The following is a 22,533-nucleotide window of genomic DNA, read 5'->3' as shown; positions in this document are numbered from 1 at the left end:
CAATCAGCCTAGCCTGTGCGTACGGACAACCATGGACCGACGCATGTTTCGTGTTTTTACGTGCCTTTCAGGTGAGCATGACTGGCGGCTCGTTCTGCTCGCCGGACTGGTCTGCTTCGTCGCCAGCATTGTGGCCGTCAATATTTTTCATCGTGCAATTGCATCGCAGGCGAGGACGCGGCTGATCTGGATTGCGATCGCGGGAGCCGCCATCGGTTACGGCATCTGGGCAACGCATTTCATCGCCATGCTGGCCTATGAGCCGGGAATCCCGACCGGATACGGCATCGTCCTCACCGCGCTGTCGCTCGCCGCGGCGATGATGCTGACATCCGGCGGCCTTGGCCTTGCCGCCAGCGACTCCAGCCGCTGGCGCGCGCCGGTCGGCGGCGCCGTGATCGGAGCCGGCATCGCCAGCATGCACTATCTCGGGATGTGGGCGCTGGAAGTACCGGGCCACGTGGTCTGGTCGCTCGATCTCGTGGCGGCCTCCGTCGTGCTCGGCATGCTGTTCGGCTACGCTGCGCTGGCGATCGCGGTCCGCCGTCAGGACCGCTGGATGTCGCTCGTCGCGGCGCTGCTGCTGACGCTTGCGATCGTGTCGCATCATTTCACCGCGATGGGCGCGGTCGAGATCGTCCCGGATCCGTTGCAGGCTCCGGCGGCCCTGTCGCTCTCGCCTGCCTTCCTCGCCATCGTGATCGCCGGCGTGGCGCTGTCGGTGCTCGGGATGAGCCTGGTCGGCGTGCTCGCGGATCGCCGGCTGGCGCTTCGCACCCGCCGCTTCGAGGAGATCATCAGCCAGCTTTCGTCGGCGCGACAGCAGGTCGAGGCGTCGCAGAAGGAGCTGGAGGAGCAGAGGTTCCGGCTGGATACCGCGATCAACCACATGGGCGAGGGCCTCTGCATGTTCGATGCGGAGAAGCGCCTCGTCGTTTGCAATGATCGCTACGCCAAGATGTACCGGCTGCCGCCGGAATTGCTGCTGCCCGGCACGGCCCATCGCGAGATCATCAGGCATCGCATCGCCAACGGCATTCTCAAGGGCGAGACCAGCGACAGCGCCGCGACGCAGGTGCTCGCGACATTGAACGCGCTCCCGGCCGGCGAGATCAGCAGCCGGGTCGACGAGCTCGCCGACGGCCGCCTGATCTGCGTGACGCGGCAGCCGATGCCCGGCGGCGGCTGGGTGGCGACGCATCGCGACGTCACCGAGCAGCGGCGCTCCGAGGCCAAGATCACCTATATGGCGCAGCACGACGCGCTGACCGATCTGCCGAATCGCGTGCTGCTCAAGGAATGGATGGAGCGCGCGCTCTCCGGTGCCCGGTGCGGCGGACCGAGCCTTGCGGTGCTGATGCTCGATCTCGACCGCTTCAAGGACGTCAACGACACGCTCGGGCATCCGGCGGGCGATGCGCTGCTGAAGTCGGTGGCCGCGCGCTTGCGCAGGTGCGTCAGCGATACGACGCTGGTTGCGCGGCTCGGCGGCGACGAGTTCGCGGTGATCGACTATGTCGGCGATCCGGTCACGGAAGCAGGCCTGCTCGCCGAGAAGATCAGGAAGGCGCTAAGCGAGCCGATAGATCTCGGTGATCACCGGGTGACCACCACGACCAGCATCGGCATTGCGATCGCACCGCGCGACGGCACCGATTCGGACGAGGTGCTGCGCAGCGCCGATCTCGCGCTTTACTCGGCCAAGAGCGGCGGGCGCGGCTCGTTCCGCTTCTTCGAGCCGGAGCTCGATCGGCTGCTGCAGGCCCGGCGCAGTCTCGAGCGCGACATGCGTAGTGCGCTCGCCAATGGCGAGTTCGAGCTGCACTATCAGCCGTTCATCCATGTCGCGAGCGGGGAGACCTGCGGCTTCGAGGCGCTGCTCCGCTGGCACCATCCGCAACGCGGCATGGTATCTCCGGCGCAGTTCATTCCGCTGGCGGAGGAGACCGGCCTGATCGTGCCGCTCGGGGAATGGGTGCTGCGCACCGCGTGTGCGGAAGCCGCCAAATGGCCCGACGACCTCAAGATCGCGATCAACCTGTCGCCTGTGCAGTTCAGGAGTCCGGAGCTGGTCCCGGTGATCGTGCACGCGCTGGCGAGTGCCGGAATTTCGCCGGAGCGCCTCGAGCTCGAAGTCACCGAAACGGCCATCATTCAGGACAGCGAAGCGGTGTTTACCGCGCTCAGCCAACTGCACGATCTCGGGGTGCGGATCGCGCTCGACGACTTCGGCACCGGCTACTCGTCGCTGAGCTTCTTGCAGAAGTTTCCGTTCGACAAGGTCAAGATCGACCGCAGCTTCGTCTCCGAGCTTTCCGGCGCATCGGACGAGTCGCGCCGGATCGCGCGCGCGATCGTTCGCTTTGCCGTCAGCCTCGGCAAGACCACGACGGCCGAAGGCGTCGAAACCAGGGAGCAGCTCGACATCCTCCGCGCCGACGCCTGCGTGGAAGTGCAGGGCTTCCATTTCAGCCCGCCGGTGCAGAGCGAGAAGGTCGCACAGATGATCGGCGGGCGAACCCCGGCAGCGGCCGAACGGCCTGCGGTTCGTCTCGCAATGGCGGGTGCCGCGTCCTGATCGACCGGCTGCGCCGGGCGGCCCCGATACGCATGAGGCGTAAGGCCGCAGCACGCCGTCAAAACCAAACTGCGCGTGGAGCGCAAAGCGGTTTTCGCGACCGTTAGAATTCCTCTAAAGCCAGCCTCCGCGGCGCTTCCTTGACTTGGCAATCGCCTCAGCATTCTTCACGCATGTGCCCTGCGCGAAGGCGTTGTGGGCATGATTGTCAACGGAGGGGAGATACGCGTGAGAGTGATTTTGAGCGCTGCACTTGCAGCATGCGTCCTTGGGAGCGTTCTTGGGCTGACCGGATCGGCGGCGTTCGCCGACGGCTACAAGAATTGCACCAAGCTCGACAAGGCGTCGTGGAAGCCGGCAAGCGAAGCCGAAGCCAAGGCCAAGGCGCTCGGCTACGAGGTGCGCCGGTCGAAGGTCGAGGGCTCCTGCTACGAGGTGTACGGCGTCAAGGAAGGCAAGCTCTACGAGCTGTTCTACAGCCCGGAAGATCTCAGCCTGAAGCACACCATCGCGAAGTGAAGCAGGCGCGATGACGAAGGCGGCGCCGGGCGCCCGCGGCGCGACCAGCGTGCAGGTCTGGGACCTGCCGCTGCGGCTGTGGCACTGGGCGCTCGCCATCCTCGTCCTGGTCGCCTGGGTGACGCCCAGCACCTATGACCGGCTGCACCGGCTGGCGGGTTATTCGGTGATCGGGCTGCTGGCGTTCCGGCTGATCTGGGGCTTTGCCGGCACGCGCTACGCGCGTTTCGGCAGGCTCGGCGTCCGCCTGCGCGCGGCGCCGCGCTATATCTGGAATCTCCGCCGCGGCATCACCGGGCGCTATATCGGGCTCAACCCCGCGGGCACCGTGATGCTGGTGGCGCTGCTGTTCCTGCTTGCAATCTCGACGATCACGGGCGCGATGGAGGTCACCGTGACCTTCTTCGGTGTCTGGTGGGTCGAGGACACCCACGCCTATGCCTCGGATGCGGTCATCATCCTGGTCGCCCTGCACGTGCTCGGCGTCATCGTGGTCGGCTTGCTGCAGCGTCAGAACCTGGTGCGCGCGATGTTCACCGGCCGCAAGCAACTGCGCAATCGCTGATGGGCGGGAAGCTTTTTGTTTTGGCGCGTTGTCTTCGCGCGAGCCGGTCGCCGCTTCGCTCGAAAGCGCCTACTGCACCGGCGGGTCGCCCGAGGTGCGTTTCTTGGCGAGATCCATCTCGGTGACCGCGATCAGGATCTCGGCGCGGGTCTTCAGGTCCGGCGCCTCGAGCATCGCCTGCTTCTCGGCCGGACCATAGGGCGACATCATGGCCAGCGCATTGACCAGCGCCTCGTTGGGCGCGGACTCGATACCTTCCCAGTCGACCTTCAGATTGTTGGCTTCCAGGAAATCGGCCAGCACTTCGAGCAGCGCCTTGCGGTCGACGGCCTCCTCGCCCTTGCGCGCCGTGAAGTCGCCGACGAAGGAGAAGAAGTCGACCTTGCACTGCCGGTACTGCGTCTGCACGGTGAGCTCCTCGACCACCTTGAAGCGCGCGACGCCGGTCAGCTCCAGGATGTAGCGGCCGTCGCCGGATTCGGCGAGCTGGGTGATGCGGCCGACGCAGCCGATCCGGAACAGGGCCGGCTGCGCCTCTTTCTGCGAATGCGCCACGTCGGGCTGGATCATGCCGATCAGGCGGTGGCCGTCGCGCAGCGCGTCGTCGATCATCGCGAGATATCGCGGCTCGAAGATGTTGAGCGGCATCTGGCCGCGCGGCAGCAGCAACGCGCCGGGCAGCGGGAACACCGGGATCACCTCCGGGAGCTCGCCGGGTCCGCGATATTCGGCATTGATCGGCATCTGCGGTCCCGCTGCTGTGACGGGCGTGCTTTACGAGAACAGGATGGTCGACAACCGCTTGCGCCCCTCGACGGTTGCCTCATCGGTGCCGCCCCACGCCTCGAAGAACTGCACCAGCTGCTTGCGCGCGCCGTCGTCGTTCCACTTGCGGTCACGCCTGACGATGGCGAGCAATTGCTCGGTCGCCTCCGTGCGCTTGCCCATCGCATTGAGCGCGGTGGCGAGATCGAATCGGGCCTGATGATCGAGCGGGTTTGCGGCGACTTTCTGTTCCAGCTCCGCGACCGGGCCGACCGCTTCCGCCTGTTCGGCGAGATCGATCGCCGCCTGCACCGCCTTCACCGCGGCGTCGTTGCGCTTGGATTCCGGAACCATCGCCAGCGTCTGCTTGGCCTGCTCCATCGCACCCGACGTGACGTAGCACTTGGCGAGGCCGGCGAGGGCCGCGATGTTGGTGGCGTCGTGCGCCAGCACCTCGGCATAGATCTGCGCGGCCTGGGCGGCGTCGCCCTCGGCAAGCACGGCGTCGGCCTCGGCCAGGATCTCGGTGAGATTGGGCTCGCCGGCGGCCGGCACGCCCTTGGTGATCTTCTCGATGAAGGCGTTGACCTGGCTCTCCGGCACCGCGCCCATGAATCCGTCGGCGGGCTGGCCGCCCACGAAGGCGATCACGGCCGGGATCGACTGGATGCCCATCTGGCCGGGAATCTGCGGATGCTCGTCGATGTTCATCTTGACCAGCTTGACCCGGCCCTTGGCGTTACGAACCGCCTTCTCCAGGATCGGCGTGAGCTGGCGGCAGGGACCGCACCACGGCGCCCAGAAGTCGATCATGACCGGCTGACGGCGCGATTCCTCGATGACGTCCTTGACGAAGGTCTGGGTCGTCGTCTCCTTGATCAGATCGGGCGCTGCCTCGGGCGTGGGGCCGCCCTGCTCCATTATCGTCACGTTGTCCTCGCCTGCTTCTGAGGTCGGAAATCCGGGGGCGTTCTAGCACGCCCGGAACGGCACGTTCAGCCGTTCTGTCAGCTAGAGCATGATCCCGGAAAAGGGGGAACCGGTTTCCGGGATCATGCTCCGTAAATGGCAGTCAGCCAGCAAAATTCAATCGCTTGGCCGCCTGTCCCGTTCCATCGGAGATCGGGTGGGTTGGTGCCGCGGAACGGCCGATGATGGCGATCCTTCATGGCAGCAGGGGAGCGCCCGTGGCAAAGGCCTATTACAGCACGGTGTTCGAGCAGCCGGCCGGAGAGGTCTGGAAAATCATCCGCGATTTCAACAATTACCCGGTCTGGGTCCATGGCGCGGGGATGAGCGAGATCGAGGACGGCAAATCCGGCGATAGCGTCGGGGCCGTGCGCAATGTGCTGTACCGGGAGCGGCGGATCCGGCAGCGGCTGCTTGCGCAGTCCGACGTCGAGCGCTTTCAGACCTATGAATTTGTCGACACCCCGACCCTGCCGGTGACGGATTTCAGCGCGACCCTGCGGGTAACCCCGGTGATCGACGGCGACCGGGCCTTTATCGAATGGTCCGCCGTGTTCGATTGCGACCCGACCCGCCGCGTCGAGCTGACCCAGACGCTGACCGGCTGGTTCGAGACCTGGCTCGAATCGCTCCGGGATGAGATGGCCCTGAGGCAGGTTCCGGCGGAAATCTAAAAAGAAATCGGCGGCACGGCCGGTTTCGACCGATTCGAGGTCAATTTTGAGGGAAACCGGGCGATTTCGTGAGGTTCGGACCGCGCTCTTGTGTTGCATTCACAGACAGCTTTTGGCATAGGTCTGCCGTTGCCGGCGAGCGATCGCCGCCATTTCGGATGCGGGTGTAGCTCAGTGGTAGAGCACGACCTTGCCAAGGTCGGGGTCGAGGGTTCGAGCCCCTTCGCCCGCTCCAAAATATCTCGCTGACCGAGCTGACAGTCTGATGAAGGCCCGCTGATGAGGCCCGCCCGTTGGCGCGGGCTTTTTGCTGTCCGGCCCGAGGCCGCATCTCCAAGCCGCGATTGCGAGGTCAAGATGCCGCGGCCCGCCGCGGCGGTTTCCGGCTTTTGTTTACCGACAAACGATGCATTCTCAAAACTGATAGAAATCTGTGGTTGTGTTGGCGTTGGAATGGTTGCGGCCGGTTTTGCCGGCGCGGCAAGCGCGTGAACGATGTCGGTCAGTTGGAAGCCAGCTCCTGGGTTGAGGCGCCGCTCGGTGCGCGCAAACGTTGCTGGGCTGGTTGTGCTCGTCGGCGTCTGGACATGTTCGGGCGCATCGGCGCAGCAATTGCCGAGCGACTCGGCGTATGCCCCGGCGCCGAGCTTCTCTCCCATGTCTGGCTTTGGCTTTGGGCCGGCGCCTGACTTCGAGCCGGCCGAACGGCCGCGAGCGCGGGTCTACATCACGACGCGGTCGCACCGGGGCGGCCAGCAAAACTTCTGCGTCAGGACCTGCGACGGCCGCTTCTTTCCGCTGCCGCGCGTGAGCGAGACGGCGGACGTCAAGGCATGCGAGGCAGCCTGTCCCGCCGCCGAGGTGAAGCTGTATTCCGGCTCCGATATCGACAGCGCCAGAACCGAAGCGGGCGAGACCTACAAGACGCTCGCAAATGCATTCCGCTTCCAGCGCGAGATGGTGCCGCAATGCTCATGTAGCGCCGGCGCGTCCACCGGCCTGTCGCCGATCGCGATCGAGGACGACATGACGCTTCGGACCGGCGACATCATCGCCGCCGATGACGGCTTCAAGATCGCGGCGATCACGAGCGGGCAGCGGCGCAGCGTGTTGTTCAGGCCGCTGTCGAAGGCCAAGGCGCAGGCGCTCGGTCTGGCGCGCCTGTCGTCGCGATAGAGGCGATCACGAGCGTTAGCTTCATTCGAATATCACGCTGCGGTGCAGAATGCCTTGTTATAAGGCAGGCTGCTCAGGAAAATTTCGTCTCAAATATCGTCTCAACTAGTTTTGACGCAGCGCACACAGCTCCACGCGCTTTTCAGCCTCGATGGATGTGCTACCATTTTGCCGTCTGACCTACCTCACAGACCGCCACCATCATCTCTCAGGGCGTTCAAAATCAATAACAGGCAAGCTGCAACGGCTTGCGTAGGGGAGTGACGCGATGAAATCCGCTTTCAATCGATCAATACTTGCGTTCGCGGCGATCGCGCTGCTGGCGGGGACGACCTTCGCCAGTGCGCAGCAACAGACAGACAAGAATCGTGCGCTGAAGAAGTACGAATCGGGCACCAAGGAATTCTGGACCCATCCGCCGGATGACTGGTTCCTCGGCGACGAGACCGAGGCGCAGAAGGGCCTTGCCCCGCCGTCCGGTCCGCCGACCGGCGCGTCCGATTCCGAGCTCGCGGCGATGATGAAGAAGATCAAGCTGCCGCCGGGCTTCAAGATCGAGGTCTATGCCTCGAACGTGCTCGCCGCGCGGCAGATGGCCTGGGGCGACAAGGGCACGCTGTTCGTCGGCTCGTTCGGGCTCGGCAACGTCTATGCGATCAAGGACAACAACGGCAAGAAAGAGGTCAAGACCATCCTCAAGGGCCTCAACATGCCGACCGGCCTCGCCTTCCGCGACGGCGCGCTCTACGTCATCGCGGTCGACAAGCTGATCAAGTACGACAACGCCGAGGCCAATCTCGACAATCTCGGCAGCGGCAAGGTGGTGTATGACGACATGCCGTCCTACGCGGCGCATGGCTGGAAATACATCGCCGTCGACAAGGAGGGCTGGTTCTACATTCCGTTCGGACCGCCCTTCAACATCGGCATTCCGCCGACCTCGGTGTCGCAGATCCGCCGCGTCGATCCGAAGACCGGCAACGCGGAAATCTGGGCGCTCGGCGTGCGCAACTCGGTCGGCGGCGACGTCGATCCGCGCACCGGCAAATACTGGTTCACCGAGAATGCCCGCGACTGGATCAGCGACGATCTGCCGAGTGACAAGCTCAACATGATCTCGAAGATCGGCGAGCACTTCGGCTATCCCTATTGCCACCAGGGCAACCTGCCGGACACCAAGTTCGCGATGGGTCACAAGTGCTCGGAGTTCACCCCGCCGGTCTACAATCTCGGTGCGCACGTGGCTCCGCTCGGCATGAAGTTCTATACCGGCAGCCAATTCCCGGCCGAGTACAAGAACAGCATCCTGATCGCCGAGCACGGCTCCTGGAACCGGCACAAGTACCAGGGCGGCCGCATCGTGCGGATCACCGCGAGCCCCGACGGCAAGAACGCCAAGCAGGACATCTTCGCTTCCGGCTGGATCGAGGGTGACCAGGGCTATCTCGGCCGTCCGGCCGACATCCTGCTCGACAAGGATGGCTCGATCCTCGTCGCCGACGACTGGGCCGGTGCGATCTATCGCATCAGCTACAGCAAGAAGTAACGGTTGAAACAATGCGGGGCTGCGGTGGCCGATCAGGCAGCCGCAGCCCCCTTTACGTGGTTCGGCAAGCCCAACGACGGAACAGACTCGTCATGCCCGGACTTGATCCGGGCATCCATCCAAACAAAAACCCCTCTGCAAGCCAGATGGATTGCCGGGCCAAGCCCGGCAATGACCCGTGGAGAAAACTGGCAATGCGTGTTGCGTCCTTTGCAATCCTGTTCGCGGCGGTGATCGCAGTTGCGTCGTCCGCCAACGCCGCCGATGTCGCCGCCGGCAAGGCGAAGGCCGAAGTCTGCGCCGCTTGCCACGGCGACAACGGCATCTCGCAGACCGAGAACATTCCCTCGCTCGCCGGCCAGCTCGACCAGTACGTTCAATGGCAGCTGGTGTTCTTCCGCGCCGGCGCGCGCAAGAACGAGCAGATGCAGCCGATCGTCGAGCAGCTCAACAACGACGACATCCGAAATCTCGGCGCCTATTTCGCGTCGCTGACGCCGTTCAAGGGCGGCAAGGACGACAATCCGGACTTGTCCGAAAAGGGCAAGCAGGCCGCCGCCGGCCGCCGCTGCGCCTCATGCCATGGCGATACGTTTGCCGGTACCAAGGCGGTGGCCCGCATCGCCGGCCAGCGCGAGGAATATCTCGTCAAGGCGCTGCACGATTACAAGTCGGGCCTGCGCTCCGGTGGGGCACAGGCCGCGATGGCCGATGTCGCCTATCCGCTAAGCGACGAGGAGATCACCGCGCTCGCGCATTATCTGGCGCATTTGTAGCCACGAAAACGGTGTCGTCCCTGCGAAAGCAGGGACCCATAACCACCGGCTTCAATTGTGTAGAGAAGGTATCAACCCCGACCGCCTCGAATCGAGAGGCCGCGGCGTATGGGTCCCTGCTTTCGCAGGGACGACACCGTTTTTGTGTTAACCAGCCCGCTGCTTCTCATACGCCTTGAGATGCGTGTAGGCCGTGCGCAGCTTCGGCACCGGGATCTTGGCGGCGTCGGCGCGTACGATCAGGTCGCCGATCACGTGATCGGCCTCGACCGGCAGCCCCGCCTTGATGTCGCGGAACATCGATGCGGTCATCGGCGAGCCCTCGGTGGTCAGGAGCCCGCGGGTGCGCTGGAAGAACGGGCCGCCCGGGGCATGGCCGGCGTCGGCGGCGATCGCGCTGCATTCGTCGAGGATGCCGAGCAGGAAATCCTTGCCGCCGGGCGCGGCCAGGATGTTGCCGACCGAGGTCCGCATCAGGCTGGTGGAGGCGGCGAGCGACGCCAGGAATACCCATTTCTCCCACATGTCCTGCATCACATGCTCGCTGGCGTTGGCGCCGTTGATCGCGGAGAAGGTTTCGGCGATCGCGCGCACCCGGTCCGACAGGCCGCCGGCGCGCTCGCCGAAGCCGAGCGACTGCATCGGCTGCAGTTGCACCACCTCGCGCTTCTCGTTCAACGTCGCCGCGATCGCGCACAGACCGCCGAGCACATGCTGAGCGCCGAACCTCTTGTCGAGCGCATCGAGATGCAGCATGCCGTTGAGCAGCGGGATGATCGCGGTCTTGTCGCCGACGGCGGGCGCAAAGGACTTGATCGCATCCTCGAGATCGAACGCCTTGCAGCTCAACAGCACGACGTCGAACTTGTCCGACAGCTTGTCGGCCTGCACGGTCGGCGGGTTGTTCAGCGTGATGTCGCCGTTCGGGCTCTTGATCACGAGCCCGGCGGAGGCGAGCTCGGAAGCGCGGCGCGGGCGCACCAGGAAGGTGACGTCGCGGCCGGCCTGAAGCATCCGGCCACCGAAATAACCGCCGATCGCACCGGCGCCGACCACGAGAACGCGCATGGGAATTTGTCCTTCTTTGTTGTTCGCTGCCCGCGGGCGAATAACGAATGGGAGTGGCGAATAGATAAGGATGCTGTTCGACTATTCGCTACCCGCTATTGGCCATTCGCTCATCTCACTTTCCCGATACCATTTCCTCGACTTCGCGCAGCTGCTCCTTGCCGAAGAAGATCTCGTTGCCGACGAAGAAGGTCGGCGAGCCGAACGCGCCGCGCTCGACGGCGGATGAGGTATACTCGATCAGCTTGGCCTTCACATCCGCGTCCTGCGCGCGGGCGAACAGTTTTGCAGCGTCAAGGCCGGAGGAGGCAATGGCTTTGCCGGCGACCTCAGGATCGTCCATCTTCTTGGGCTCGACCCACATGTGGTGGAAGGCGGCCTCGATATACTTCTCGAATACACCCTCGAACTGGGCGGCGACCGCCGCGCGCATCAGGTTCAGCGTATTGACCGGGAAAAACGGGTTCCAGGTGTAGGGCTTGACGCCAAAGCGCTTGAGAAAGCGTTCGGTCTCGATCTTCTGAAACTCCGGCTTGTTCTTGACGCCCGCCAGCGTCTCGGCCGGCGACTTGTTGTTGGTGGCCTTGAAAATGCCGCCGAGCAGGATCGGGACATATTCGAACTTGACGCCGGTGCGCTTTTCGATTGCCGGGATCGCTTCATGGCTGAGGAAAGCGTTGGGGCTGCCGAAATCGAACAGGAATTGCGGATTTTGGCTCACGGCAGTCTCTCCCTCGGCTTGTCTCGTTTGGACTTGTTTAGCATGGACCTGCTGTCGCGGGCGCCATCAGTAGAATATGATAATCATCATGTGAGCCGCGGCGCGCGATGTCAAATCAGCCGCTTGATGGTCTGCTTGCGCCATACCAGGGCGTAATAGGCCATCTGCAGCACGAACATGGTTGCGAAGGTGACGGGATAGGCGATCCAGATGCCGCTGACGCCGAGGGCGCGGCTGAGCAGGATCGCGACCGGCACCTCGACCACCGCGATCGCGAGGGTCGAGAGGAACAGCGGCATCCACACCGTGCCGCCGGCGCGCATCGCGCCCGAAAACACCGTCGCCATGCCGAACAGCACCATGCTCCACAGCACGATGTACAAGAGCTGCTGCGCCAGCGCGAGCACGGCATTGTCGACGATGAAGAAGCCCATCAGCGGCCGCGCGAAGAGATAGCCGAGCACGACCAGCCCGCCGGTCAGCGCGAGATTCATCTCGATTCCGGTCCTGACGATGGCGCCGACCCGGGCGGAATCGCCGCGGCCGATCGCCTGCGCGCCGAAGATCGACACCGATATTGCGATCGAGATCGCCGGAAACTGCACATAGCCGATCACCTGGTTGACCGCGCCATAGGCCGCGGTGGCGTCCGAGCCGAAACCGTTGACGAGGCCAAGCAGCACCAGCTCGGCGAGCGAGACCACCACCATGCCGATCGCGGTCGGAATGCCGAGCCGCAACACGATGCGCAGCAGCGCGCCGTTCGGCCGCATCGCGCGCAGGAACGCAGCGTCGAAGGCCAGCGCATGGCGGTGCCGCAGCATATGGACATGCAGCCACAGCAGCGTGACCACGCCCGAGACCGCGGAGGCGACCGCGGCGCTGGCGACGCCGAGCATCGGCAGGCCGAGCCAGCCGCGGATCAGCGCCGGCGTCACCACCAGGCCGACGATGGTCGAGACCGTCAGCGCAACCAGCGGCGTCACGGTGTCGCCGACGCCGCGCATCATCGCCGTCAGCAGCAGGAATGCGAACGTTATGGGCATCGTGATCATCATGATACGAGCATAAGCCACCGCGGCGTCGAGGACGTCGGATGGCGTCGCGAGCGCGATCAAGAGCGGCCGGGCGAACAGGCCGCCGAGGATTGCGATCGCGAGCGCCAGCAGCAGCGTCACGGTCATGGTGGTGCCGGCGACCGCTTTCACCCGGTCGGGCTCGCCGGCGCCCCAGGCCTGGCCGATCATGACCGAGGCGCCGGCGCTGAGGCCGATCACGAAGGAAATGAAGAAGAACATCACCGGAAAGAACACCGAGACGGCGGCGAGCGCCTCGACGCCGATCATCTGGCCGAGATAGACGCCGTTGATGGTGCCGAACAGCGACTGCAGCACGTTGCTGAGCAGCATCGGCGCGAGGAAGGCGAGGAAGGCTTTGCGCAGGGCGGGAGGGTTGGACACGTTAAAATTCCAAAGTGGTACCGAGCTTGTGCGGTTTGGTGAGTAGGTCAGGCAGCACGTACGCTGTCGTCCCTGCGAAAGCAGGGACCCATACTCCGCGGCCTTGCTAAGGGCACGCGGCTAGTTCGACGCGCTGCAATGCTCTTCAGTGGTTATGGGTCCCTGCTTTCGCAGGGACGACATCCCGTTCGAGGTTACTCATCCAGACTATTCAAAGCGCGTCAGTCCGCTTGATCGCTATAGGCGAGCCGGATCGCGTGATCGCGGATATCGGCTGGCCAGTCCGCGATCAGCGTCGCAAAGCGGCGCCGGTCGTGGGCGAACAGGGCGCGGATCGCATCCTCATAGTTCGGCCGGTTGCCGGCCATGACAGTCATGAAGCGATAGGCGGCGTCCTGCGCGCTGCGCGTGCGGTCCTTGTCGCCGCTTGAGCGCCGCGCCTCGTCGATCAGCTTGCGGATCGCAACCGATGCGCCGCCCTTCTGCTGCGCGAGCCAGTCCCAATGCCGTGGCAACAGCGTGATCTCGCGCGCGACGACGCCAAGCTTCGGTCGACCGGGCCCGCGCGGCGCGGTCGGCGCCGCTGGCTCCCCGTCGGGCGGAGGCGCGAGCTTCGGCAGGCGGCCCAGCACGTCGTCGACCGAGCCGCGAAAATCGATATCGACCAGCGCCGAGGTGCGGCCGTTGAACACCAGGATCGCGGCGTCCTTGCGCTGGTCGAGGTGTTGCTTGGCGGTGCGCGCAACCTCCGGGAGGTCGCCGGCCCCGATGCGGTGCTCGCCTTCGAAGGCGACATAGGCAGGATTCATGGTAGACCTCTCCGATTGCGCGACCTATTGCCCGGGTAATCATTAGCAATCACGGCGCGTGGATCTCGATTTTCGTGTTGCCGGCTGGCGCCAAACGCCGTCCATTTCAGAGGATGCCCATGCTGACGGTTCATCACCTCAACAATTCCCGCTCGCAGCGCGTGCTGTGGCTGCTCGAGGAATTGGGTGTGCCCTACGAGATCGTGCGCTATCAGCGGCAGCCCGACATGCGGGCGCCGAAGGAGCTGCGCGCGATCCATCCGCTCGGCAAGTCGCCCGTCGTCACCGACAACGGCCACACGATCGCGGAATCCGGCGCGATCCTCGAATACATCATCGCGACCTACGGCAACGGGCGCCTGATCCCGCCGGCCGATACGCCGGAGCGGCTGCGCTACACCTATTGGCTGCACTACGCCGAGGGTTCGGCGATGACGCCGCTGCTGCTGAAGCTCCTGTTCACGCTGATGCCGAAGCGCGCGCCGGCGCTGCTGCGGCCCCTGGTGCGCAAGGTGTCGAACACGGCGCTGTCGACGCTGGTCAATCCGCAGCTCAAGCAGCACATGGCCTATTGGGAAGGCGAGCTCGGCAAGAGCGAATGGTTCGCCGGCAGCGAGTTTTCCGGCGCCGACATCCAGATGAGCTTCCCGCTGGAGGCTGCCGCGGCGCGCGGCGGGCTCGAGGACGGCCATCCCAGGTGCGTCGCATTCCTCGAGCGCATCCACGCCCGCCCGGCCTATGCACGAGCGCTGGAGAAGGGCGGGCCGTATCAAGTCGGCCGGTAAATTCGCGGTCATAACAGCGGCTCGGGTTTCGATGCTGCTATTTTTTATCCGGGTAATATTGCTTTGTCAATAATGCCCGGGTATAAATAGCGTGCCTGGACCATTGGAGCCGCCGTGAAGATCGAGGACCGCGAGCAAGCCATCGCCGACTACAAGAAACGCGCTGCTGTCGCCGGCGTGTTCGCGATCCGCTGCCGCGCGACCGGCGAAGTCTGGGTCGGGCAGGCGCTCGATCTCGACAAGATCGAGAACCGCATCTGGTTCACGCTGCGGATGGGCAGCCATCGCAACGCGGAGCTGCAGCGCGCCTGGACGGCCCACGGCGCGGATCATCTCTCGCTCGAAACGCTGGAGCGGATCGAGGACGAGGAGCTTGCCTATGTGCGCGATACGCTGCTGAAGGAGCGCGTGCAGCATTGGCGCGCAGAGCTGAATGCGTTCGCGGTGTAGCCTAGTGTGACGGCAGCGGCTGCACGGTGACGCCGGGCGGCGGCACGTCGTCGTCGGGCACGAAGAAATCCGACATCAGCGGCACCGAGGGATCGACGCGGTAGCGCTCGAAGTCGCGCACGCCATTGGCATAGAGCACCTTGTCGTCGATGCAGAAATGCCCGGTGAATTCGCGCGACGGCCGGGTGATGATCGCGTAGGCCGCATCGCCCATGATCTCGGGCGTGCGGCTCGCCCTCATCATGGCATCGCCGCCGAGCAGGTTGCCGACTGCGGCGGTCGCGATCGTGGTGCGCGGCCACAGCGCGTTGACGGCAACTCCGGCCGGTTTCAATTCGCCCGCCAGTCCAAGCACGCACATGCTCATGCCGAACTTCGCCATCGTGTAGGCGGTCGAGTGCTCGAACCATTTCGTCTTCATGTCGAGCGGCGGCGGCAGCATCAGGATGTGCGGATTCTCCGCCTTCTTCAGGTGCGGGATGCAGTATTTCGACACCATGAAGGTGCCGCGGGTGTTGATACCAATCATCAGGTCGAACCGCTTCATGTCGGTTGCCTGCGAATTGGTCAGGCTGATGGCGCTGGCATTGTTGACGCAGACGTCGATGCCGCCGAACTCGGCGACGGTCTGCTCGATCGCCGCCACCACCTGCGCCTCGTCCCTGATGTCGCAGAGCACCGGCATCGCCTTGCCGCCGGCGGCGCGGACCTCGTCGGCGGCGGTGTAGATCGTGCCCTTCAGCTTCGGATGCGGCTCGGCGGTCTTCGCCGCGATCGCGACATTGGCGCCGTCACGCGCAGCGCGCAGCGCGATCGCCAGCCCGATGCCGCGGCTCGCGCCCGAGATGAACAGCGTCTTGCCTTTGAGGGATGTCATGGCAGCCTCCTGTTAGGGACGCACACTATCAGGGCTCCCTCCCCCCTTGCGGGGGAGGGTTGGGGAGAGGCGTAAGCCACACACACTGCCTTCGCGGCTACCCCTCTCCCTAGCCCTCCCCCGCAAGGGGGGAGGGGACGACCGAGCAAGCGGCGCAGCCACAGCCCTACCTCACCGCCTACCCATCCGCATGCAGCACACGCCCGCGCGTTTCCGGCAGCGCGTAGGCGGCGAGGAAGAACACGCCGTAGGCCGCCACCGCGAAGATCGCGATCGCGTTGGCGAGCGTGGTCGTGGTCGACAGCGCGCCGACCAGGAACGGGAACAGCGCGCCGATGCCGCGGCCGAAATTGTAGCAAAAGCCCTGGCCGGAGCCACGCAGCCGGGTCGGATACAGTTCGGTCAGGAACGCGCCCATGCCGGAGAAATAGCCCGAGGCAAAGAAGCCGAGCGGGAAGCCCAGCACCCACAGCACCTCGTTGGACAGCGGCAGCTGGGTGTAGAGCAGCACCACCGCGATCGCGCCGATCGAGAAGATCAGGAACAGATTGCGCCGGCCGATCCGGTCCGCGAGCCAGGCACCGACCAGATAGCCGATGAACGAGCCGATAATCAGCGTCGCGAGATAGCCGGTCGAGCCGACCACCGAGAGCTTGCGCTCAGTGGTGAGGAAGCGCGGCACCCAGAAGGTGATGGCGTAATAACCGCCCTGCATGCCGGTGCCGACCAGCGACGCCAGCAGCGTGGTCTTCAGGATCGGTCCGTGGAAGATCTCCCACAACTTGGCGGGGCCGCTGCCCGAGGTCTGCGCCTGCGCCATGGTCGCGGCGGAGATTTCCGGCTCGGTGACGTAGCGGCGCAGATAGAACACCAGCAGTGCCGGCAGCGCGCCGATCACGAACATCCAGCGCCAGGCGTTCTCCGCCGGCAGCACCGAGAACAGGATCGCCTGCGCCAGCACCGCAAGGCCCCAGCCGACCGCCCAGCCCGACTGCACCGAGCCGACCGCGCGTCCCCGATATTGCGGCCGGATCGCCTCGCCGATCAGCACCGCGCCGGCCGCCCATTCGCCGCCGAAGCCGAGGCCGAGCAGTGCGCGGGCGATCAGCAGCTGATCGAAATTCTGCACCAATGCGCAGACCAGCGAGAAGAACGAGAACCAGACGATGGTGAGCTGCAGCGTCTTCACCCGCCCGATGCGGTCGGACAGATAGCCGCCGAGCCAGCCGCCGACGGCGGAGGCCAGCAATGTCACCGTGCCCGCAAGGCCTGCGGTGCCGGGGTCGACCTTCCACAGCGTGATGATGGTGCCGATCACCAGCGGATAGATCATGAAATCCATGCCGTCGAGCGTCCAGCCCGACGCGCAGGCCCAGAACGTGCGCCGCTCCTGCAGGTTCATGTCGCGATAGAAGGCGAGGAGGCTGGTATCCTCGATCTCTGCAACTTCCATCGGTTTGGATTCGGCCGTGCTCATGCGCGTTCCCCGGAGAAATCTTTCACCGGCTCTTTGCGATCCGCGGCCGGAATTACGCGGACCGCCAATCTATCGCGATGTTGCAGGTGGGGCAAAGGCGGGTTTGCGCGGCCCTTAGAATGGGATGAAGTTAGATTGAATCGGATTGGCCCCAAGCACGCTCACCTCTCCCCGACGGGGAGAGGTCGATTTGCGCAGCAAATCGGGTGAGGGGCTGCGGCTCCAACGAGAGAGCGGAACCCCTCACCCGGCGCTACGCGCCGACCTCTCCCAAGGGAGAGGTGAGCCTCCACCGCCACTCCGGCTCAACCCGATCCCATCATGCTTTAATATCCCGCAGCCTTCGAGCCGCGCGTGCGCGGATCCGGTGCGCCGAGCAGGCCGTTGGTCGTGACGAGGATCGAGTTCGCAGAGGAGTAGCCGAGCGGTTCGACCAGTTTGTGGCCCTTGGCGCGCAGATCGCCCAGCACCGCGTCGGGAAAGCCGCGCTCGATCCGGACCTCGTCGGGCAGCCATTGATGGTGCATGCGGGGTGCCGCGACCGCGGCCGCGATGTCCATCTTGTAGTCGATCACGTCGACGATGATCTGCGTCACGGCGGAGATGATGCGGCTGCCGCCGGGCGATCCCGTCACCAGCACCGGTTTGCCGTCCTTCAGCACGATGGTCGGCGACATCGACGACAGCGGGCGCTTGCCGGGTCCCGGCAGATTGGCCTCGAAGCCGACCAGGCCGAAAGCGTTGGAGGCGCCGGGCGCGGCGGTGAAATCGTCGAGCTCGTTGTTGAGCAGCACGCCGGTGCCGTCGGCGACGAGGCCGACGCCGTAGGGGAAGTTCAGCGTATAGGTGTTGCTGACGGCGTTGCCGCCGGCGTCGACGACCGAATAATGCGTGGTGTTGTCGCCTTCGTGCGACTGCTTCGCATTGCGCACATCGGTCCAGGGCGTGGCGCGGGCAAGATCGATGGTGGCGCGCTGTTTGGCGGCATAGTCCTTGTCGATCAAGAGCTGCGTCGGCGCGTCGACGAACGCGGGATCGCCGAGATAGCGGGCGCGATCGGCATAGGCCCGCTTCATCGCCTCGATCATCACATGCAGCGAGGCGGCCGAGCCCTGCTTCATGTCGGACATCGGAAAGCCTTCGAGGATGTTGAGGATCTCCAGCAGCACGACGCCGCCGGAGGAGGGTTGCGGCATCGAGACGATGTCGTAGCCGCGATAGCTGCCGCGGATCGGCGTGCGGACCACCGGCTGGTAGGATTTCAGATCCTCGAGGGTGAAGATGCCGCCGGCATTCCTGATGCCGCTGACGAGCTTCTCAGCGACGGCGCCTTGGTAGAAGCCGCGCGGGCCTTGTTCGGCAATATCAGTCAATACGCCGGCGAGATCGCCCTGGATCAGGCGGTCGCCCTCGCGCAGCGGCGTGCCGTCGGCGTGCGAGAACGTCCTGGCCGAATTCGGCCAGCGCGACATGCGGCGATACATGTCGTTCAGCGTGTCGGATGTGTCGTCGGTGACGATGAAGCCGTCGCGCGCGAGGTCGATCGCGGGCTTGAGGATCTGCGCCAGCGTGAACTTGCCGGAGCCGTATTTCTCCAGGGCCAGCGCGAGGCCCGCGACCGTGCCGGGCACGCCGATCGCGAGCGCGGAGTTGCGCGACTTGTCGGGATCGGGCTTGCCGTCGGCGTTCAGGAACATGTCGCGGGTCGCGGCCTGCGGCGCAGTCTCGCGATAGTCGATCGCGACATCCTCATTGCGGCCGGCGAGATGGATCACCATGAAACCGCCGCCGCCGATATTGCCGGCGCGCGGATAGGTCACCGCCATCGCAAAGCCGGTGGCGACCGCGGCGTCGACCGCGTTACCGCCCTGTCGCAGGATGTCGGCGCCAACTTGCGCAGCCAGCTTCTCCTGCGCCACCACCATGCCGTTTTCGGCGCGAATGCTGCGAATCGTGTCCGCGGCTGAAGGTTCATAGAAGCGGCGCTGGACCTGGCCGAGGGCCGGCGTCGCGATACCAATCACCAGGAGAGCGGCAAACAGCCGTCGCGACATCGTTGCCGTCAGCGCCATCGAAATGTCCTGCCCTGTTCATCGCCGTATCAGTCAAACCGGCTCATGCTATATGGGAGCGGATTGGAGCGGCAAAAGCCTGCCTGTGGTTCGAGTTGGGGAATATCTTTCGCGATGACGGCAACAATGCAGACGGGCGCCGGTGACGCGAAGGCCTCCACCAAGGTTTATCCTGGCCGCGCAGCCGTCGTCAGCTGGATCTTCTTCGACTGGGCCGCGCAGCCTTATTTCACGCTGATCACGACCTTCGTGTTCGCGCCTTATTTCGCGAGCTTCGTCGCGCCCGATGCCGCGAGCGGCCAGGCGCTGTGGGGCTTTGCCACCGCGGCCGCGGGACTTGCGATCGCGCTGCTGTCGCCGGTGCTGGGGGCGATCGCCGATGCCAGCGGCCGGCGCAAGCCGTGGATCGCGGGCTTCGGTGCGCTGCTCGTGATCGGGGCCAGCGCGATGTGGATCGGCAAGCCCGGCAATCCCGACATCATCCCCATGCTGCTGCTCGCCTATGCGATCGCGAGCGTCGGCGTCGAGTTCGCGACCGTGTTCAACAATGCGATGATGCCGACCCTGGTGCCGCCCGACAGGATCGGGCGGCTCTCCGGCACCGGCTGGGCCACCGGCTATGTCGGGGGCATCCTGAGTCTCGTGCTGGTGCTTGGATTCCTCGCCGCCAATGCCGAGTCCGGCAAGACGCTGTTCGGCTTCACGCCGCTGTTCGGTCTCGATCCTGCCATGCATGAAGGCGACCGCATCACCGGGCCGCTGACCGGGCTCTGGTTCATCATCTTCGTGACGCCGATGTTCCTGTTCACGCCGGACTATCCGACGAAGCGCCCGATGCGCGCGGCGCTCGGCGAAGGCCTGCGCGAGCTCAGGGAATCATTGTCGAGCCTGCCGAAGCAGAAGTCACTGGCGCGGTTTCTGCTGGCGAACATGATCTACACCGACGGGCTGGTCTCGCTGTTCGCGTTCGGCGGCATCTATGCCGCCGGCACGTTCGGCTGGGACACGATCCGGATCGGCACCTTCGGCATCATTCTCGCAGTCGCCGGCACGTTCGGCGGCTGGATCGGGGGCAAGCTCGATGATGCGTTCGGGCCGAAGCGCGTGATCACCGGGAGCCTCGTGATCCTGCTGTTCGCGATCGTCGTGATCCTCACCGTGAACAAGGATTCCGTCCTGTTCATCCAGGTCGCGCCGCCGGTGCCTGGCGGTCCGTTGTTCGCAGGCGCCGCCGAGCGCGCCTACATCGTGCTGGGCTGCCTGATCGGCGCCACCGGTGCGCCGTTGCAGGCCGCCTCGCGCTCGCTGCTGATCCGCCTCGCGCCGAAGGATCGCATCGCGCAGTATTTTGGCTTGTTCGCGCTTACCGGCAAAGTGACGTCGTTCATCGGCCCGCTCCTGATCGGCGCGATCACCGCGGCGACCGCAAGCCAGAAGGCCGGCATGGCGGTGCTGGTGGCGTTCTTCGTGGCGGGACTGGCGCTATTGGCGAAGGTGCGGGAGTAATCACCGCTGTCGTCCCGGCCAAGCGAAGCGCGAGCCGGGACCCATAACCACCGCTGCTCGTGTTGCGCGGCGCTGGGGCCGCAGCGTCGCGCTGCAGCTAACGCCTGTGGTTATGGGTCCCTGCTTTCGCAGGGACGACAGTTTGCATCAATGCCGGAAATGCCGCACGCCGGTGAACACCATCGCGATGCCGTGCTCGTCGGCGGCCTTGATCACCTCGTCGTCGCGCATCGAGCCGCCGGGCTGGATCACCGCGGTGGCGCCGGCCTCGATGCAGGCGAGCATGCCGTCGGCAAACGGGAAGAACGCGTCGGAGGCGACCACCGAACCCTTGGTCAGCGGCTCGGCGAGCTTCAGCTCGGCCGCCGCATCCAGCGCCTTGCGCGCAGCGATGCGCGCGGAATCGACCCGGCTCATCTGGCCGGCGCCGATGCCGACGGTGGCGAGATCCTTGGCGTAGATGATGGTGTTCGACTTGACGTGCTTAGCGACGCGGAACGCGAATTTGAGATCGCGCAACTCGGCGTCGGTCGGCGCGCGCTTGGTCGCGACCTTCAGGTTCATATCCTCGACCACGGCATTGTCGCGGCTCTGCACCAGGAGGCCGCCGGCGACGGTCTTGGCGGTGAGGCCGACCGCGCGCGCGTTCGGCAGGCCGCCGGCGAGCAGCAGGCGCAGATTGCGCCGGCCGGCGATGATCGAGATCGCCTCCTCGGTTGCGTCGGGCGCGATGATCACCTCGGTGAAGATGCCGATGATGGCGCGCGCGGCGTCCGCATCGAGCGTGCGGTTGACCGCGATGATGCCGCCATAGGCCGAGGTGGAATCGCAGGCGAGCGCGCGGGCATAGGCGGTCGCGAGATCGGGGCCCTCGGCGACGCCGCAGGGATTGGCGTGCTTGACGATCACGCAGGCCGCAGTGCGCTGCGGGTCGAACTCGCCGACGCATTCATAGGCCGCGTCGGTGTCGTTGATGTTGTTGTAGGACAGTTCCTTGCCCTGCAGCTGGCGTGCCGTCGCAACGCCCGGCCGCTTCTCCGGCGTGGCATAGAACGCCGCGGTCTGGTGCGGGTTCTCGCCATAGCGCAGCGACTGGATCAGCCGGCCGCCGAAGGCGCGGAAATCCGGCGCCTTGGTGTCGAGCTGCACGGCAAACCAGTTCGAGATCGCGGCGTCATAGGCCGCGGTGCGTGCATAGGCCTTGGCGGCGAGCCGGCGGCGCAACTGAAGCGAGGTCGCGCCCTTGTGCGCGGCGAGCTCGTCGAGCACAGCAGAATAGTCGTTCGCCTCGACCACCACGGCGACGTCGTCATGGTTCTTCGCCGCGGCGCGGATCATCGCGGGACCGCCGATGTCGATGTTCTCGATGCACTCCTCGAAGCCGGCGCCTTTGTCGACGGTGGCCTCGAACGGATAGAGATTGACGACCAAGAGATCGATCGGCGCGATGCCGTGCGAGGCCATCGCCGCGGCGTGTTCCTTGTTGTCGCGGATCGCGAGCAGGCCGCCATGCACCTTCGGATGCAGGGTCTTGACCCGGCCGTCCATCATCTCCGGAAAGCCGGTGAGCTCGGAGACGTCCCTGACCTTCAGCCCGGCCGCTGCGATCGCCTTTGCGGTGCCGCCGGTCGAGACCAGCTCGACGCCATGGTCGGCCAGCGCCTTGGCGAAATCGATCAGTCCGGTCTTGTCGGAAACGGACAACAGAGCGCGGGTCACGCGGCGAAGCTGCTCGGTCAT

At 65.2% G+C, this 22,533-nt stretch carries 20 protein-coding genes and 1 tRNA gene; 11 read left to right on the top strand and 10 right to left on the bottom strand.

Annotation, left to right across the window (positions count from 1 at the left end):
- The first annotated feature begins 43 nt into the window (after nucleotides 1–43).
- The 3 genes from IF803_RS16805 (at nucleotide 44) to IF803_RS16795 (ending at nucleotide 3,662) form a co-directional block, all read left to right on the top strand.
- A complete protein-coding gene (locus tag IF803_RS16805) occupies nucleotides 44–2,578 on the top strand; it encodes a bifunctional diguanylate cyclase/phosphodiesterase (protein ID WP_411780024.1) in 2,535 nt (844 codons plus the stop codon).
- Between the two features lie 228 nt (nucleotides 2,579–2,806).
- Nucleotides 2,807–3,097 carry a PepSY domain-containing protein gene (locus tag IF803_RS16800; protein WP_026192068.1) on the top strand — a complete coding sequence of 97 codons (291 nt, stop codon included), beginning with the start codon at nucleotides 2,807–2,809 and terminating at the stop codon, nucleotides 3,095–3,097.
- Nucleotides 3,098–3,107: 10 nt separating this feature from the next.
- Nucleotides 3,108–3,662, top strand: coding sequence for a cytochrome b/b6 domain-containing protein (locus IF803_RS16795; RefSeq protein ID WP_028342033.1), 555 nt, complete (start codon nucleotides 3,108–3,110; stop codon nucleotides 3,660–3,662).
- A 69-nt stretch (nucleotides 3,663–3,731) separates the two neighbouring features.
- Here the strand turns inward: IF803_RS16795 and IF803_RS16790 are convergent, their stop codons facing one another.
- Both IF803_RS16790 and trxA read right to left on the bottom strand, forming a co-directional pair.
- Nucleotides 3,732–4,406 (bottom strand): LON peptidase substrate-binding domain-containing protein, encoded by a 675-nt coding sequence (locus tag IF803_RS16790; protein WP_028342034.1) that lies wholly within the window; start codon nucleotides 4,404–4,406, stop codon nucleotides 3,732–3,734.
- A 30-nt stretch (nucleotides 4,407–4,436) separates the two neighbouring features.
- On the bottom strand, nucleotides 4,437–5,357 hold the full coding sequence (gene trxA / locus IF803_RS16785; protein WP_026192069.1) for a thioredoxin: 921 nt from the start codon (nucleotides 5,355–5,357) through the stop codon (nucleotides 4,437–4,439).
- Nucleotides 5,358–5,578: 221 nt separating this feature from the next.
- Here trxA and IF803_RS16780 point away from each other — a divergent pair, with 221 nt between their 5' ends.
- From IF803_RS16780 to IF803_RS16760, 5 genes are all read left to right on the top strand, one after another.
- Nucleotides 5,579–6,070, top strand: a complete 492-nt coding sequence (locus IF803_RS16780; RefSeq protein ID WP_461192838.1) for an SRPBCC family protein — start codon at nucleotides 5,579–5,581, stop codon at nucleotides 6,068–6,070.
- Between the two features lie 160 nt (nucleotides 6,071–6,230).
- Nucleotides 6,231–6,305 (top strand) — tRNA-Gly (locus IF803_RS16775).
- Nucleotides 6,306–6,727: 422 nt separating this feature from the next.
- Entirely contained in the window at nucleotides 6,728–7,246 is a 519-nt protein-coding gene (locus IF803_RS16770) for a DUF2865 domain-containing protein (RefSeq protein ID WP_461192837.1), read from the top strand.
- Between the two features lie 268 nt (nucleotides 7,247–7,514).
- Nucleotides 7,515–8,792: a PQQ-dependent sugar dehydrogenase gene (locus tag IF803_RS16765; RefSeq protein ID WP_461192836.1), complete on the top strand. Its 1,278-nt coding sequence runs from the start codon at nucleotides 7,515–7,517 to the stop codon at nucleotides 8,790–8,792.
- 194 nt (nucleotides 8,793–8,986) lie between these two features.
- Nucleotides 8,987–9,568, top strand: coding sequence for a c-type cytochrome (locus IF803_RS16760; RefSeq protein WP_461192835.1), 582 nt, complete (start codon nucleotides 8,987–8,989; stop codon nucleotides 9,566–9,568).
- Nucleotides 9,569–9,715: 147 nt separating this feature from the next.
- On the opposite strand, the gene panE is transcribed toward IF803_RS16760, so the two are convergent.
- From panE to IF803_RS16740, 4 genes are all read right to left on the bottom strand, one after another.
- On the bottom strand, nucleotides 9,716–10,636 hold the full coding sequence (panE, locus tag IF803_RS16755) for a 2-dehydropantoate 2-reductase (protein WP_461192834.1): 921 nt from the start codon (nucleotides 10,634–10,636) through the stop codon (nucleotides 9,716–9,718).
- Between the two features lie 115 nt (nucleotides 10,637–10,751).
- Nucleotides 10,752–11,357: a 2-hydroxychromene-2-carboxylate isomerase gene (locus tag IF803_RS16750; RefSeq protein ID WP_411784584.1), complete on the bottom strand. Its 606-nt coding sequence runs from the start codon at nucleotides 11,355–11,357 to the stop codon at nucleotides 10,752–10,754.
- A gap of 110 nt (nucleotides 11,358–11,467) precedes the next feature.
- Nucleotides 11,468–12,817 (bottom strand): MATE family efflux transporter, encoded by a 1,350-nt coding sequence (locus IF803_RS16745; protein WP_411784585.1) that lies wholly within the window; start codon nucleotides 12,815–12,817, stop codon nucleotides 11,468–11,470.
- Between the two features lie 221 nt (nucleotides 12,818–13,038).
- Nucleotides 13,039–13,626 carry a DUF2239 family protein gene (locus IF803_RS16740; RefSeq protein ID WP_304498016.1) on the bottom strand — a complete coding sequence of 196 codons (588 nt, stop codon included), beginning with the start codon at nucleotides 13,624–13,626 and terminating at the stop codon, nucleotides 13,039–13,041.
- 119 nt (nucleotides 13,627–13,745) lie between these two features.
- Between IF803_RS16740 and IF803_RS16735 the strand changes: the two genes are divergently transcribed.
- Together IF803_RS16735 and IF803_RS16730 are read left to right on the top strand one after the other, a co-directional pair.
- Nucleotides 13,746–14,411: a glutathione S-transferase family protein gene (locus tag IF803_RS16735; protein WP_304498017.1), complete on the top strand. Its 666-nt coding sequence runs from the start codon at nucleotides 13,746–13,748 to the stop codon at nucleotides 14,409–14,411.
- Between the two features lie 114 nt (nucleotides 14,412–14,525).
- A complete protein-coding gene (locus IF803_RS16730) occupies nucleotides 14,526–14,861 on the top strand; it encodes a GIY-YIG nuclease family protein (RefSeq protein WP_461192833.1) in 336 nt (111 codons plus the stop codon).
- Nucleotide 14,862: 1 nt separating this feature from the next.
- Here IF803_RS16730 and IF803_RS16725 read toward each other — a convergent pair whose 3' ends face one another.
- The 3 genes from IF803_RS16725 to ggt all read right to left on the bottom strand — a co-directional run bounded on the left by IF803_RS16725 (nucleotide 14,863) and on the right by ggt (nucleotide 19,287).
- Nucleotides 14,863–15,738 (bottom strand): SDR family oxidoreductase, encoded by an 876-nt coding sequence (locus IF803_RS16725; protein ID WP_461192832.1) that lies wholly within the window; start codon nucleotides 15,736–15,738, stop codon nucleotides 14,863–14,865.
- Nucleotides 15,739–15,916: 178 nt separating this feature from the next.
- A complete protein-coding gene (locus tag IF803_RS16720; protein WP_461192831.1) occupies nucleotides 15,917–17,215 on the bottom strand; it encodes an MFS transporter in 1,299 nt (432 codons plus the stop codon).
- A 326-nt stretch (nucleotides 17,216–17,541) separates the two neighbouring features.
- Nucleotides 17,542–19,287, bottom strand: coding sequence for a gamma-glutamyltransferase (ggt, locus tag IF803_RS16715; RefSeq protein ID WP_461192830.1), 1,746 nt, complete (start codon nucleotides 19,285–19,287; stop codon nucleotides 17,542–17,544).
- Nucleotides 19,288–19,413: 126 nt separating this feature from the next.
- Between ggt and IF803_RS16710 the strand changes: the two genes are divergently transcribed.
- Nucleotides 19,414–20,793: an MFS transporter gene (locus IF803_RS16710; RefSeq protein WP_461192894.1), complete on the top strand. Its 1,380-nt coding sequence runs from the start codon at nucleotides 19,414–19,416 to the stop codon at nucleotides 20,791–20,793.
- Nucleotides 20,794–20,940: 147 nt separating this feature from the next.
- Here the strand turns inward: IF803_RS16710 and purH are convergent, their stop codons facing one another.
- Nucleotides 20,941–22,533: a bifunctional phosphoribosylaminoimidazolecarboxamide formyltransferase/IMP cyclohydrolase gene (gene purH / locus IF803_RS16705; RefSeq protein WP_411783981.1), complete on the bottom strand. Its 1,593-nt coding sequence runs from the start codon at nucleotides 22,531–22,533 to the stop codon at nucleotides 20,941–20,943.

It is taken from the genome of Bradyrhizobium sp. UFLA06-06 (genome assembly GCF_054820065.1).
This window is presented reverse-complemented; position numbering and strand designations above follow the sequence as displayed.

What these genes read in the sequence shown, in the direction of transcription:
- IF803_RS16805 (WP_411780024.1), top strand. Translation starts at nt 44, where the DNA reads ATGTTTCGTGTTTTTACGTGCCTTTCAGGTGAGCATGACTGGCGGCTC.
- IF803_RS16795 (WP_028342033.1), top strand. Translation starts at nt 3,108, where the DNA reads ATGACGAAGGCGGCGCCGGGCGCCCGCGGCGCGACCAGCGTGCAGGTC.
- IF803_RS16790 (WP_028342034.1), bottom strand. Translation starts at nt 4,406, where the DNA reads ATGCCGATCAATGCCGAATATCGCGGACCCGGCGAGCTCCCGGAGGTG.
- IF803_RS16780 (WP_461192838.1), top strand. Translation starts at nt 5,579, where the DNA reads ATGATGGCGATCCTTCATGGCAGCAGGGGAGCGCCCGTGGCAAAGGCC.
- IF803_RS16770 (WP_461192837.1), top strand. Translation starts at nt 6,728, where the DNA reads ATGTCTGGCTTTGGCTTTGGGCCGGCGCCTGACTTCGAGCCGGCCGAA.
- IF803_RS16765 (WP_461192836.1), top strand. Translation starts at nt 7,515, where the DNA reads ATGAAATCCGCTTTCAATCGATCAATACTTGCGTTCGCGGCGATCGCG.
- IF803_RS16760 (WP_461192835.1), top strand. Translation starts at nt 8,987, where the DNA reads ATGCGTGTTGCGTCCTTTGCAATCCTGTTCGCGGCGGTGATCGCAGTT.
- panE (WP_461192834.1), bottom strand. Translation starts at nt 10,636, where the DNA reads ATGCGCGTTCTCGTGGTCGGCGCCGGTGCGATCGGCGGTTATTTCGGT.
- IF803_RS16740 (WP_304498016.1), bottom strand. Translation starts at nt 13,626, where the DNA reads ATGAATCCTGCCTATGTCGCCTTCGAAGGCGAGCACCGCATCGGGGCC.
- IF803_RS16735 (WP_304498017.1), top strand. Translation starts at nt 13,746, where the DNA reads ATGCTGACGGTTCATCACCTCAACAATTCCCGCTCGCAGCGCGTGCTG.
- IF803_RS16725 (WP_461192832.1), bottom strand. Translation starts at nt 15,738, where the DNA reads ATGACATCCCTCAAAGGCAAGACGCTGTTCATCTCGGGCGCGAGCCGC.
- IF803_RS16720 (WP_461192831.1), bottom strand. Translation starts at nt 17,215, where the DNA reads ATGAGCACGGCCGAATCCAAACCGATGGAAGTTGCAGAGATCGAGGAT.
- ggt (WP_461192830.1), bottom strand. Translation starts at nt 19,287, where the DNA reads ATGGCGCTGACGGCAACGATGTCGCGACGGCTGTTTGCCGCTCTCCTG.
- IF803_RS16710 (WP_461192894.1), top strand. Translation starts at nt 19,414, where the DNA reads ATGCAGACGGGCGCCGGTGACGCGAAGGCCTCCACCAAGGTTTATCCT.
- purH (WP_411783981.1), bottom strand. Translation starts at nt 22,533, where the DNA reads ATGACCGAGCAGCTTCGCCGCGTGACCCGCGCTCTGTTGTCCGTTTCC.